Source organism: Polynucleobacter sp. MG-5-Ahmo-C2, from assembly GCF_018687735.1.
In the GTDB taxonomy this organism is placed as follows: domain Bacteria; phylum Pseudomonadota; class Gammaproteobacteria; order Burkholderiales; family Burkholderiaceae; genus Polynucleobacter.
Window position 1 is genome coordinate 556526 of sequence record NZ_CP061304.1, and the last position, 12928, is coordinate 569453.

The following is a 12928-nucleotide window of genomic DNA, read 5'->3' on the forward strand; positions in this document are numbered from 1 at the left end:
CTTAATTTAGCCTGACTTTAGCGCTTAGCTCGTTAGCAGGACCCCTCTTATCAATCTGCGAAAGTCGTAGTGCTTCACTCTCAAAGTCGAGTTGACCAGGATGAAATTCATCATCATTTTGAAGGTCAATCACATAGGTCCAAACAAGCTCTCGGCCACGGTTCTTATAAACATCAACTACACGTTTCATATGTACCGCCTTTATGGTGATGCTGAATGACTGCCTGAGGATGGGCTTTGGGTATTTATCTGTGGATTTAAGATCTTCTTCAGTGTAATCAAGTTTCGCGGCTCAATGCGGATGATGCCACCTCTAGGACTATCGATATCTGCGATCAAGAAAAATGAGACGGCGATCACAAAAGGAAAAATCATAAAGAGGGCAATATTCTTTTTAAAGTTTCGCGCTCCAAACCCGACTAACAAGTTCGCACAAATCGCAATAGCCGTCATGAGAGTCCATGCAGTGCTAGGAATACGGTTCCACCAGGATGCCTGTACATAACCCTGAGAATTGAGAACATCATTCATGCCAGAGACAGTAAGCGCAATGGTTGCCGTTTGATTGCTGCGTGCAATTGGCAAAATTTCCTGCCATAAAGCATTTTGTAGGCGATCCGTTTTTAGATGGATATCGTGAATCTTTTCTTGATCTTGTTTTGAATAAAACAGAATACGTTGATCTAGGTATTGCATGAGTAAGTCTTTGGTGGCCAAGCTTGCTTTAGGGGGTAGCAAGTCTGCGCGAAGATATTCTGTGCCGATCGCATTGGCCTCCGCTTCCTCAAGGGCTTCCCGTTGGTCATGACGATCAATTGCCATCGAAAAGGTAAATCCAATGATGAGGGCTAGCAGAGTGAGCGTGGCTGTTTGAATAATTCCTAGATCTTCGGAGGTTTCAGTATCTTTAGTGCGGTAGCGACTCAGGATGACGCTACCAAACCAAACAGTAAATGCAAATACTAGGAATGAAATTCCAAAAACAAGCAGGGGATTATTGATGATGGATTTAATTTAAAAAGTTCCTGGATACAAAATATCTTTAGTGACATTTTGGATATCACGATGTCCAGTAAACGCCATGGTGATGTCCAATTCATTCTGAATAATTTCTAGGCACTTTGTAACCCCAGCTTCACCCATGGCGCCCAAGCCATATAAAAATGGTCGGCCAATCATGGTGCCGCGAGCGCCGAGGGCCCATGCTTTTAAAACATCCTGACCAGATCGAATGCCGCCATCCATCCAGACTTCAATATCTTTACCAACAGCCTCCACTATTCCTGGTAAAGCTTGAATACTAGAAATAGCGCCATCTAATTGACGGCCACCATGATTTGAAACTATCAAAGCATCTGCTCCAGAGTTTGCAGCGAAGCGTGCATCCTCTGCATCCAAAATGCCCTTGATGATGAGCTTTCCGCCCCAGAGTTTTTTAATCCATTCCACATCATCCCAACTGAGTCCTGGATCAAATTGCTCCGCAGTCCAGGAGGAGAGGGAGGACATATTTCCCACTCCAGTGGCGTGCCCAACAATATTGCGGAAGGTTCTGCGTGGTGTCATTGCCATTCCAAGGCACCAGCGTGGCTTAGTTGCCATGTTGATCATATTGGCTATGGTGAGTTTGGGTGGGGCGCTCAGACCATTCTTTAGGTCTTTATGACGCTGTCCCAAAATTTGCAGGTCAAGCGTCAGCACTAAGGCTGAGCACTTCGCAGCTTTGGCGCGTTCAATTAAGCGCTCAATAAAGCCGCGATCTTTCATCACGTAGAGCTGAAACCAAAATGGTTTGGTAGTTCTTTCAGCAACATCTTCGATGGAGCAGATGCTCATCGTAGATAAGCAAAAAGGCACGCCAAATTTTTCCGCTGCTTTAGCAGCCAAGATCTCACCATCGGCGTGTTGCATGCCTGTCAGTCCAGTAGGCGCGAGCGCTACAGGCATCGTCACTTCTTGACCAATCATCGTGGTTTTACTTGTGCGATTCGTCATATCAACAGCCACGCGTTGACGTAACTTTATTTTCTGAAAGTCGGATTCATTGGCGCGATAGGTAGATTCAGTCCAAGAACCAGAATCTGCATAGTCATAAAACATCTTGGGAGTACGTTTTTTATGGAGTACCCGTAGGTCTTCGATATTGGTAATGATTGCCACAATCTATCCTTCTATTGAATGCCTTATATATGAGGCATTTATCTAATTAAACTCTATCTTAGCAATACCAAGGATTTGTTTCTACAATGCTAGGGTATCCCGCCCTTGGAACCCCACAATAGCTTACTGTCGACATCCCTTCTGAATGCCTCAACTCAATCTTGCAACCATCTCTTATTTACTGATTGCGACCGCCTTATGGGCTGGTAATGCGATTGCAGGGCGTGTATTAGTGGGCAGTGGGGCGGTTTCACCCATTACATTAAGTGCGGTGCGTTGGGGTTTAGCAGCACTGTTATTGCTGCCTTTGGGTTGGCGTGTCTTTGCTTCTAATAGCGCCTTATGGCAGAACAAGAAGCGTTTTGTCTTGTTGGGTTTGTTTGGTGTCGGAAGCTATAACGTACTTTTGTATCTTGCACTAGAGACTTCAACGGCGATTAATGTCACCTTGATTGGGGCAAGCATGCCCATTTGGATGCTATTCATTGGCGCAGTTTTTTACCAAACCAAACCGGATCTATTGCAGTTAGTTGGCGCAGTTGTTTCGCTGCTGGGCGTTGCGATTGTTTTGACGAGAGGTGATTTATCCACTTTGCTTTCCATGCAAATGGTGCTTGGCGACTTATTAATTATGTTAGCTACGATTACATGGGCTTTCTACAGTTGGATGTTAAGTCGTCCAGGCTCTAGCACTGAACGACAATGGCCTTGGGCTCAATTTTTAATGGCGCAGGTTTTTGTTGGTCTATTGTGGACAGGATTCTTTGATGGATTTGAGATTGCTGCGGGACATGCTTATTTAGAGATTAATCTTTGGACTGCATCCTTGATTTTATTTGTTGCCATCGGCCCTTCATTGATTGCTTATCGTTGCTGGGGTCTTGGTGTCAACGGGGCAGGGCCTACTGTTGCAGCCTTTTTTGCCAATTTCATTCCTTTATTCACTGCAATCCTTTCTGCTGCGATGCTTGGTGAGCCGCCCCAGTTATTCCATGGTTTGGCATTTGCTTTGATCGTGACTGGAATTGTGGTTTCCTCGAGAGGAAATAAGCTGTAAAGCCCAGCAAAAGCCTCAAAAAGGCATCTTCATGGGGGTTTTAACAAGATCGCCCAAAAAAGCGCCTAAATCAGTATCATTTAGGGCTAATCACAGAATCCCTAGGAAATCGCTATGCCAGGCTTACTCCCCAACGTTGATCCAGATGGTTTATTAGAGTTCTCGGTCGTTTATACCGATCGATCCCTAAATCACATGTCTGAAGAATTCAAGCGTGTGATGGTTGATATTTCAGGAGTGCTGAAAGACGCTTATAACGCCAGTTCTGCAGTAATTGTTCCTGGCAGTGGCACTTTCGGTATGGAGGCTGTAGCACGTCAATTTGCCAATAAGCAAAAATGCTTGGTTTTGCGGAATGGCTGGTTTAGCTATCGCTGGACACAAATTTTTGATCTGGCCAATATTACGAGTGACGTTACAGTGATCAAAGGCCGTCAGTTGGAAGCTTCTACCCAGGGCGTTTTTGCACCTGCACCGATTGAAGAGGTAGTTGCTTTTATCAAAAAAGAAAAGCCAGCAGTTGTTTTTGCGCCGCATGTTGAAACTTCTGCAGGCATCATCCTGCCGGATGACTATCTCAAGGCAGTTGGTGAAGCTGTGCGCTCAGTGAACGGCTTGTTTGTTCTCGATTGCATTGCTTCAGGTGCCATGTGGGTGGATATGAAAGCCTGCAATGTGGATGTATTGATTACTGCACCTCAAAAAGGTTGGAGCAGTTCACCATGCTGTGCATTGATCGCCCTTGGTGAGAGAGCTCGTGAACGTATTGATGCAACACAAAGCAGTAGTTTTTCTATGGATCTCAAAAAATGGTGGCAAATTATGGAGGCTTATGAAAAAGGTGGTCACGTGTACCACACGACTATGCCTACTGATGCATTGAAGATCTTGCGCAACGTCATGAAAGAAACCCAATCTCTTGGCTTTGCGGCACTTAAGGCAAGGCAAGTAGAGTTGGGTGCCAAAGTGCGTGACTTATTAGTTTCGAAGGGCTATCACTCTGTATCTGCTAAAGGCTTTCAGGCTCCGGGTGTAGTAGTTAGTTACACCAAAGATCCTGACATCCAATCTGGCAAGAAGTTCATTGCTCTTGGCTTGCAAACTGCTGCGGGCGTGCCTTTGCAGTGCGATGAAAGGCCGGACTTCCGTACGTTCCGTATTGGCTTATTTGGCTTGGAGAAGTTGGCCAACGTAGATCGGACAGTAGGTCATCTCGAAGCAGCGTTAGAAAAAATTACTGAGGCAGAAGCTCAGCCTGCGTAATCCCTTGTTCTAGAGAAAATAAAGGCCATCTGATGATGGCCTTTTTCTTTACAAAATAAAGTATTCATGACCAATATTTAAGTATTATTGAAGCATCCACAAACCATCTTGGAGAATCTGATGATTTCTCGTCTTGCCCACCTTAGCGTGGCCACCTTTATTTCCTTAGCCATTGGCATTTCTCCTATTTCAGTGATGGCTGCTGATCCAGTTCCTGCAACAGCCCCAGCCGCTTCTCCAGCAGCAAGCTCAGAAGAGAAGGTGGTCGAGAAGAAAGTGAAGAAGGAAAAGAAAGCTGAGAAAAAAGTGAAAAAGAAATCGAAGAAGAAAGCTAAGGTAGTCACTCAGTAACACCACACCCACCCCTTAATGAAGGGGTTCGGCACCATCAAAGTCATTGAGTTCACTTGAGCTCGGTGGCTTTTTTCTTGGGCCATCATTACGCACTAATAGCCACATCGCAAAGATCACCAAACTCATGCCGCAAATTTGAATCCAGGTAACGGGTTCTGACAAAATAAAATAGCCCAAAAAGATCGTTGATACCGGACCCAATATTCCGGCCTGGGCTACCAAGGGCGAGCCAATGCGATTAATAGCAATCATAATGAGCAGCATCGGAATTACCGTGCACAAGCTTGCGTTTAAGAGGCTCAACCAGTAAATCCCTTGGGCTTGCTCGAAGATAGCGCTTGGGTTGTAGAGGGATGACTGTATGAAGCTAAGGACCGCAGAGGCGGTGCTTGCATAGACCACTAGCCGAACGCTACCAATGCGCTGAACCATTTCTCCCGAGCCAATCATATAGGTCGCATAGGAGCAGGCGCTAGCAAATACTAAAGCCATCCCAAGCCATGCGCTAATACCAGTGGAGCTAGCATCCTGAATAAAAACAATGAATACACCAAGGTAGCCCACTACTAGTGCATACCATTGCAAACGGGAAATGATCTTCTGCAATACAAAGTATGAGATAACGAGCACGATGGTTGGGGTGAGATACAGCACGATTCGCTCAAGGCCAACGGATATATATTGCAGCCCTAGAAAATCTAAATAGCTCGATAGAAAGTATCCTAGAAATCCTAAGAAAAATAATTTGAACCGATCGGACCAAGTGAGTGGGCTCATTGCTTTCCTTCGCGATTCCCACCAGTAGATTGCCCAAAACATCGGCAGCGCCATCAACATGCGTAAAGCTAAAAGCGTTTCTGCATTGGCGCCATAGCCAAAGGCAAGTTTAACGAGGATGGCTTTTCCGGAAAAGAGCATCGAGCCTACTCCGGCCATCAAGATGCCATAGAGGTAGTGACGTTGATGGTGCGCTGCGCTTACTGATTGCATAAGACTTTATAACAGCTTATTGAGCAAGCTTCTCATCTCTAGGATGGTTTCGGAGGGGGTTAAGCCAATGGGACCAATACCCTTGCTGACTAAGCTATCAGCTGCAGCTGCATGGAGTTGCACAGCAAGACTAGTAGATTGCCATAAGTTCAGTTGGTGGCGAATGCCTTGGGCTGTAATTGCAGCAATACTTCCCGTCAGAATATCTCCCATACCTCCAGTACCCATGCCAGGATTGCCTTCCTCACACTGTAGGGCGGAGTGTTGGGGCGAGCTGATCAAAGTATGTTGACCCTTTAAGATAGCAATGGATTGTGTGAGTGCGATCAATTGCTCTAGGGCGGAAAAGCGATCAGCTTGAACATCCTCTGCGCTGATGCCTAGTATTTTGGCTGCTTCACCTGGATGTGGTGTGAGTACAGTTTGCCCAGGAAATTGTTGATTCCGCTGTTGTAATAGTGCTAAAAGGTCTTTGGATTCTGCAATGAGATTGAGCGCATCTGCATCAATGATGAGGGGTGCATTAGGGTAGTGAAGCACGGCGTTGAGCCACGTAGACGCAAGTTCAGATTTACCAAGTCCTGGACCAATCGCAATCACATCGGGCTGAGCATCTATTAAGGCCGTATCAGCCTTTTGATGCGCTAATCGAATCATTAGCTCTGGAGTATCAATGCAGGCATGCGCAGATGCGGGATCGAGTATTTCCAAAATCGTCCAGCCTGCACCGAGATGAAGGCAGGCATTTCCGGCAAGTAATAGGGCGCCTGCCATTCCAGGTGCGCCACCGATTAACAGGGTTTTTCCAGCATTGCCTTTATGTTCATTAGCCCCGCGCCTTAAACGCTTGGCTAGCTCGAATGTTGCCAGTGGTGAGATCATCCCAATAGTATCGCTCCTATTTCCTGAACTTAGAGGCGGATTGATGAGGATCGATTTTTTAATCCGCTACTTTTGCGCCTTGAATATTGTGACGCTGCATGACATTAGCTACAAATCCAGATTGCTTTAGCTGGGTAATCACTTCGCTTAAGTAGGTAATGGTAATTTCAAAATTGGGCCTTGCTTTTGGAATACCAATCGCTTGGTCAATGACCATGAAACGTCCTGGCAACATACGCAATCCTTCATAACGTCTCGCATCACTTTCTAGCTGTTGCTTTACGCCAGCGGCAACATTACCCTTGCCAGACATAAAGTCATCGACTACGGTTTGTGAGCTAGCGGCTCGTAGTAGAGTCGCATGCTGTATTTCTCGCGTAAGGTAGAGGTCATAAGCACTACCTTTGCCAACGACGATTTCACTACCAGCCATATCTACCTCCTCATTGCTCTTGAAAGGGGAGGAGGTTTTAACCATATAGGCGCCTTCAATTTGGATATAGGCCGGGGTATAGCTGATATCAGCACCACGAACTGGATCGATCGCCACAAACACAAGATCAATGTCACCACTTTTGACACCATCTACGGTTGCGCTAGCGGTTTTAAAGGGTATTAGTTGCACTGGTAGATTAATGCGTTGGCCAATTTCGTGAGCGATATCAATAGTGATGCCACTGAGTTTTTTAGTGACAACATCTTCATAGGCTAAAACAGGATTACCTAAGTTAATTCCAACACGTAAGGTTCCGGTTGGTGCAAATGATTTGAGGGGGCTAGGGTCAATCGTTTTCATCGCTTGATAGGGTTGACTAAATGTCACCTGTGTAATAGAGAGTAAGACACAGCAGAGGAAGTATTTCATATGAGAGCCGGGATAAAAAAACCGCGGCGGACCGCGGTTTCATTTAATTGCAGAAAAACTTATTTCTTCGCATCTGCTGCTGGAGCTGCGGCCGGTGCCTCTGGAGCTGCTGCAGGAGCATCTTTCTTTGCTTCTTCAGCATGAGTAGCTTCAGCGCCATGCTTTTCGCCGCCCATATCAATATTGCCGTCGCCTTTGAGGAGTAAATAGGCGGTGGCACCAACTAATACCAGTACCATGATGATGATTGAACGGTTACTCATTGCTTTTCCTTCGGTTTGGTTGAAATTGAGCCAATATTAACCCTTGTTGAAGCCGGGGTAAATCCCAACTAGCCCTAGGGGTGACTTAGCAGCGTTCATTTAGGTATTAACACTAAGTTTTTCGCAAGGTGTTGCGGTCATATGTTTGCAAAACGTGAGGGGTAATATGCATTTGATACTGATATCAAAGGGAAAAATATGAGCCCAAAGCTCCCCGTTAATGATGCCCAGACCATTACGAATTTTTTGAGTCTTGAGCCACATCAAATTTCTGAAGAAAGCTCAGAGGAGTCATATAAGCTTGCGTTTGATGACGAAGCCTTTTTGGCTCGCCGAGAGACCATCGGAATTCGCTTCGAGCTTGAGCTTTTAAAGCCAGAAATTCTACTGAATGAGCATGGCATTGATCACACCATCACAGTCTTCGGATCAACACGTTTTGTTAGCCGTGATCAGGCGCTCGAGATGGAAAAGAATGCGCAGACTGTTGATGAACAGGTCAAAGCTAATCGGACCTTGCTCCATAGCCACTATTATGAATCTGCACGTCAGTTTGGCAATGTGGTTGCTCACTACAACAGAACTCAAGATGAAGCTTCTAACAAGCTGCACATTTGTACTGGTGGCGGTCCTGGCATTATGGAGGCAGCCAATCGTGGCGCCTTTGAGGCGGGGGATCTAACCATCGGGTTTAATATTAGCCTGCCAAGAGAGCAGCATCCCAACCCATACATTAGCCCTGGTTTAAGTTTTCGGTTTCACTACTTTGCCTTACGCAAGATGCATTTCATGTTGCGAGCAAGAGCAATCGTTGCGTTTCCCGGGGGCTTTGGTTCGTTTGATGAGCTCTTCGAAGTGCTTACCTTGATGCAGACCAAAAAGGTGACACGCTTTCCGGTGATTCTAGTCGGCAAAGAGTTTTGGACTGGCATGGTGAAGTTCCAGGAGATGATCGAGTTTGGTGTGATTGATGAAGAGGATATGAAGGTCATTCATTTTGTAGAGACGGCAGAAGAAGCCTGGGGAGTAATCAAAAATCACTATCAATTAGCTTAAGGAAAGCTTTCATCGCCTGGTTACTTCGCCTGTAAAATAAATAAAGCCCTATCATGACACCACAAGACGCCAGCATCGCCACCTCTCTAGATCTCCCCAGCTACTTTCTGGGTACCATCATGCTTTTGCTGGTGATGATCTTCCATGGCCTAATCGTGCTGCAAATTGCTAAGCGGTATGAAGTTAAATCTTTTTTATATTTAGCGGAAAAGAAATACTCTGAGGTTACGCTATGCTTTTATATTAGTGTTTTCTGTTTATTTCTAACTCATATCGCTGAAATTATTCTTTGGGGTATTGCGCTTTATGCTTTAAAACTGCTCCCCAACTTAGGTCAAAGTATTTTATTTAGTGGTAGCACCTACACAGCCATGGGGTTTATGGAAGACATCTTGCCTGACGGCTGGAAAATGTTGGCAGTAATTATCGCCTTCTCCGGAATGTTTGCTTTTGCTTGGACTGCTTCAGTGATGATCTCCATGACGAAAAATTTTCGCCAGGCCTATACCAAGCGCCACATGGAAAAACTGAATATTGCCTCCGAAATTATTGATCGATTTAAATAGAGCATGACTAAGACATGGGATGCCGTCATTATTGGCGGTGGTGCAGCCGGCTTATTTTGTGCCGGTGTTGCTGGTCAGTTAGGCAAAAAAGTTTTAGTCCTCGATCACGCTGCGGTATTGGGCGAAAAGATTCGCATTAGTGGGGGCGGGCGTTGTAACTTCACTAACTTACACAGCAGTCCGGCTAATTTTCTCTCGCTCAATCCCCATTTTGTAAAAAGTGCGCTTGCTAAATACCCATCAAAAGAATTTATTAAGTTAGTGGGTTCCTATGAGATTGCCTATCATGAGAAACATCAAGGGCAGCTTTTTTGTGATGACTCAGCCAAGCAAATTATTGACATGCTGATGTCAGAGTGCGCTAAGGGTAAGGCCACTATTCGCAATCCCGTTTCGGTCGAATCGATCGTTCAGCAAGAATCAGCTTGGGTAGTCCATACAAACACAGGTATTGAAAAAACCAAAGCAGTCGTCATGGCGACGGGTGGCCTGCCGGTGCCTGCAATTGGTGCCACTGCTTATTCTTTGGATATTGCAAAACAATTTGGGTTGAATGTAATTGACCCAAGGCCTGCATTGGTCCCTCTATCATTTACTGCTGACACCTTCGGCAATCTGAATGATCTCGCTGGTTTAAGCGTTCCCGTCAGAATTGCATCCGGCTCAAAAGGTCGGCGTTATGGCGCATGTCGATTCAACGAGGATTTACTCTTGACGCATAAAGGTTTATCAGGCCCAGCAGTTTTGCAGGCAAGTAGCTATTGGGTAGAAGGCGAGCCAATTCACATTGACTGGCTTGGTGCGGTTGAGGTACCTGGAGCATTTAATTGTGATGAGCTTTTTAACGATGAGGATAATCGCTTGAAACTCACAGAGACAATTTTGTCTTCTGTTTTGCCCCAGCGTTTGGCTAAAGCATTTACTGAACAGAAAAACATGGGCGGTCGTAAATGGACTGAAGTGTCTAAAAAAGATCGTCAAGCGCTTAAAGAGTTGCTTACCAATTGGGCTGTGAAGCCTGCTGGAACCTTGGGCTGGAAGAAGGCCGAGGTAATGCTCGGCGGTGTTGATACCAAAGATCTAGATGGGCAGACCATGATGTCACGCAATCATGCAGGATTATTTTTTATCGGTGAGTGCGTTGATGTTACTGGCCATTTGGGTGGCCATAACTTCCAATGGGCTTGGGCTAGCGGCTTTGCTTGCGCCCAAGCGCTTTAATACACCTCAATCTTTGTTCTTTTTCTTCTTTTCGCGAGAGCGAATATTGAGCAGCTCAACGGAGAGTGAGAAGCCCATTGCAACATATACGTAGCCTTTGGGAATATGAACGCCCATACCCTCAGCAATCAGCACTACACCAACGACGGTTAAAAATGATAGGGCAAGTACTTTAATTGAGGGGTGGCGATGGACAAAATCACCAATTGGTTTTGCGGCAATCAGCATTATTAAGACTGAAGCAAGTACTGCGGCAATCATGACGCTGATTTCATCAACCATACCAACAGCAGTAATCACGCTATCAAGCGAGAAGATGATATCCAGCAGGCCAATTTGCAGGACTGAACCAACAAATAAAGCAAACATTGATTTATTGGCGTTTTGACTATTTGGATTACTAGGATCATCACCATGTTCGCCAACTTCTACTTCAACATAGATCTCCTTGGATGCCTTCCAAATTAAGAAGAAGCCACCTAGCAATAAAATCAGATCCCTGCCGCTGATTGCATGATCATTAAAGCTAAGGAGTGGGTTGGTAAGGCCCATTACCCATGACAAGCTGAGCAATAACAGAATGCGGGTGATTAAAGCAAAAATTAAACCAAAACGCCGTACCTTTTCCCGGATCTCTAGGGGCAACCTATTCGCAATGACGCTGATAAAAATAATATTGTCTATGCCTAGAATAATTTCTAGCGCTGAAAGTGTTAAAAATGCCACCCATGCATTAGGGTCGCTAATCAGTTGCAAGAGACTTTCCATTATTTTTTATTTTCAGAGTGAACTTGGGCTTAGTTTATCTAAGTCAAATCAAATGGTAATAATGACGCTTAAGCCCACAAAAGCGATGAGGTCATCTGTGCCTTAATTGGCCTGATTTCTCATCCAATCGGCGGTATTAAAAAAAGATTCCTCAAGTTGCTTAGCGGCATTACCTTCTATATTGCAGTCTTCAAGCGCTTGATACATGCAGGCAAGCCATTGATTGCGCTCTTTGAGCCCAATTTTGAATGGTAAATGTTTAGCTCTCAGCATAGGGTGGCCATATTTTGGTGAGTAGATATCGGGGCCACCCATCCAGCCGGTCAGAAAGAATTTAAGCTTTTCACGGGAGCCGGAGAGATCTTGGGGGTGCATGGCACGCAAGTCGGAAAACTCTGGCTCTAGGGCCATTAAATCGTAAAAGCGGTCTACGAGCTCATCGACCTTATCAATGCCGCCTATTAGCTCATAAATGCTCTGCCTATCAGTCATATTGGCATTTTAATGCTTTAAATTAGGGGAAATTGGCAGTTTGCTAATTTCGGTATAGAGTTAATATGAAAATTTCATAAACACCTTCTTTATAGGAGCTTAAAAATGGATGCAAAAGAATTGCAAAATTGGCAACGAGAGAAAGCTAAAGAGCTGTTTGATTACTCACATACCCTATTAGAAGCCGCCAAGAAACTGAGCGAGCACCATCTTGCTGAGGTTGAGTGGGGCATGAAAAATGCTTTAGATAGTGCAAAGTCTGCCGCAAAGAACGACTTAGCAAAACTAAAGGATTTGCAGGAAGAGGCTGCTAAAGAGGCTGCTAAACGCGCTACGGCCTATCAGAAGAAGGTCAAATCGGTGCTGAAAGATCTTGGCGACAGTGCTGCCGATGAAACCGAGAAGCATCTTGAAAAAGTGCGCGCCTCCTTAGTTACTTGGCTTGAAGATGCTGAGAATAAATTGCCAGCGCATGCAGAGAAGTTATCCAAGGTAGTTCATGAAATGTCCACCACTGGTCAGAACATGTTTAAAGAAGGGCGCCGTATTGTGAATGAGGTTGCGGATACTGCAGAAAAAAATATCGATGAGTTGGTGAAGAAATCCTCGGGATCCAAAAAACCAGCGGATAAGAAGTCTGATTAGTATTGCGTTTGAATATTGAGCACTATCCAGAGCCGCCTCACATCCTGAGGCGGTTTTTTATTGCCAGCCCTGTATCCAGAGCTCACTATTCGTCAGATCTCGCCAAGAAATCAGCGAAACTTTTTTCGTATAGACCGCTTCAATTTCAACGAATTCAATTCGTTCATTTGGAGACTCTGGCAGAATTACCTTACTCACTAAAAAATGCTTTTGTTTGGCAATTGGTTTAACGGCTGTCCATTTGCTCAGCAAAAGTTTCTTAGGGTTTGCTTGGTTCATGACTTCAAAGTGCACTGCATTGATAATCTCGCTCTTGGCCGATGAGCACACCTGTAGAGGGGGTGAA

Annotated in this window: 17 protein-coding genes; 7 read left to right on the plus strand and 10 right to left on the minus strand. The window is 45.2% G+C overall.

What is annotated here, in order from left to right:
• Position 1: 1 nt before the first annotated feature.
• The 3 genes from C2740_RS02950 to C2740_RS02960 form a co-directional block, all read right to left on the minus strand.
• Positions 2-190, minus strand: a complete 189-nt coding sequence (locus C2740_RS02950) for a hypothetical protein (protein WP_215293923.1) — start codon at positions 188-190, stop codon at positions 2-4.
• Between the two features lie 11 nt (positions 191-201).
• Positions 202-822, minus strand: coding sequence for a hypothetical protein (locus C2740_RS02955; RefSeq protein WP_251369678.1), 621 nt, complete (start codon positions 820-822; stop codon positions 202-204).
• A 192-nt stretch (positions 823-1014) separates the two neighbouring features.
• Positions 1015-2160 (minus strand): alpha-hydroxy acid oxidase, encoded by a 1146-nt coding sequence (locus tag C2740_RS02960; RefSeq protein ID WP_215293924.1) that lies wholly within the window; start codon positions 2158-2160, stop codon positions 1015-1017.
• Positions 2161-2305: 145 nt separating this feature from the next.
• Between C2740_RS02960 and C2740_RS02965 the strand changes: the two genes are divergently transcribed.
• From C2740_RS02965 to C2740_RS02975, 3 genes are all read left to right on the plus strand, one after another.
• Positions 2306-3217 (plus strand): DMT family transporter, encoded by a 912-nt coding sequence (locus C2740_RS02965; protein ID WP_215293925.1) that lies wholly within the window; start codon positions 2306-2308, stop codon positions 3215-3217.
• A gap of 114 nt (positions 3218-3331) precedes the next feature.
• A complete protein-coding gene (locus C2740_RS02970) occupies positions 3332-4480 on the plus strand; it encodes an aminotransferase class V-fold PLP-dependent enzyme (protein WP_215293926.1) in 1149 nt (382 codons plus the stop codon).
• A 120-nt stretch (positions 4481-4600) separates the two neighbouring features.
• A complete protein-coding gene (locus tag C2740_RS02975) occupies positions 4601-4831 on the plus strand; it encodes a protein tyrosine phosphatase (protein ID WP_215293927.1) in 231 nt (76 codons plus the stop codon).
• Positions 4832-4846: 15 nt separating this feature from the next.
• Here C2740_RS02975 and C2740_RS02980 read toward each other — a convergent pair whose 3' ends face one another.
• The 4 genes from C2740_RS02980 to C2740_RS02995 form a co-directional block, all read right to left on the minus strand.
• Positions 4847-5824 carry a DMT family transporter gene (locus C2740_RS02980; protein ID WP_215293928.1) on the minus strand — a complete coding sequence of 326 codons (978 nt, stop codon included), beginning with the start codon at positions 5822-5824 and terminating at the stop codon, positions 4847-4849.
• A 6-nt stretch (positions 5825-5830) separates the two neighbouring features.
• Positions 5831-6706, minus strand: coding sequence for an NAD(P)H-hydrate dehydratase (locus tag C2740_RS02985; RefSeq protein ID WP_215293929.1), 876 nt, complete (start codon positions 6704-6706; stop codon positions 5831-5833).
• Between the two features lie 58 nt (positions 6707-6764).
• A complete protein-coding gene (locus C2740_RS02990; protein WP_215294286.1) occupies positions 6765-7502 on the minus strand; it encodes an ABC transporter substrate-binding protein in 738 nt (245 codons plus the stop codon).
• A gap of 128 nt (positions 7503-7630) precedes the next feature.
• Complete coding sequence (locus C2740_RS02995; RefSeq protein ID WP_215293930.1) at positions 7631-7834, minus strand: hypothetical protein; 204 nt, start codon at positions 7832-7834, stop codon at positions 7631-7633.
• A 198-nt stretch (positions 7835-8032) separates the two neighbouring features.
• Here C2740_RS02995 and C2740_RS03000 point away from each other — a divergent pair, with 198 nt between their 5' ends.
• The 3 genes from C2740_RS03000 to C2740_RS03010 are packed head-to-tail and all read left to right on the plus strand — an operon-like array spanning position 8033 to position 10677.
• Entirely contained in the window at positions 8033-8890 is an 858-nt protein-coding gene (locus C2740_RS03000) for an LOG family protein (protein ID WP_215293931.1), read from the plus strand.
• Between the two features lie 53 nt (positions 8891-8943).
• Positions 8944-9456, plus strand: coding sequence for an ion channel (locus C2740_RS03005; RefSeq protein WP_215293932.1), 513 nt, complete (start codon positions 8944-8946; stop codon positions 9454-9456).
• Between the two features lie 3 nt (positions 9457-9459).
• Positions 9460-10677, plus strand: a complete 1218-nt coding sequence (locus C2740_RS03010; protein ID WP_215293933.1) for an aminoacetone oxidase family FAD-binding enzyme — start codon at positions 9460-9462, stop codon at positions 10675-10677.
• 6 nt (positions 10678-10683) lie between these two features.
• On the opposite strand, the gene C2740_RS03015 is transcribed toward C2740_RS03010, so the two are convergent.
• Both C2740_RS03015 and C2740_RS03020 read right to left on the minus strand, forming a co-directional pair.
• Positions 10684-11445: a TerC family protein gene (locus C2740_RS03015; protein WP_215293934.1), complete on the minus strand. Its 762-nt coding sequence runs from the start codon at positions 11443-11445 to the stop codon at positions 10684-10686.
• A gap of 102 nt (positions 11446-11547) precedes the next feature.
• Positions 11548-11937, minus strand: coding sequence for a group II truncated hemoglobin (locus C2740_RS03020; protein ID WP_215293935.1), 390 nt, complete (start codon positions 11935-11937; stop codon positions 11548-11550).
• Positions 11938-12042: 105 nt separating this feature from the next.
• Between C2740_RS03020 and C2740_RS03025 the strand changes: the two genes are divergently transcribed.
• A complete protein-coding gene (locus C2740_RS03025) occupies positions 12043-12582 on the plus strand; it encodes a phasin family protein (protein WP_215293936.1) in 540 nt (179 codons plus the stop codon).
• Positions 12583-12639: 57 nt separating this feature from the next.
• Here C2740_RS03025 and C2740_RS03030 read toward each other — a convergent pair whose 3' ends face one another.
• Positions 12640-12861: a TIGR02450 family Trp-rich protein gene (locus tag C2740_RS03030; protein ID WP_215293937.1), complete on the minus strand. Its 222-nt coding sequence runs from the start codon at positions 12859-12861 to the stop codon at positions 12640-12642.
• Between the last annotated feature and the right edge of the window lie 67 nt (positions 12862-12928).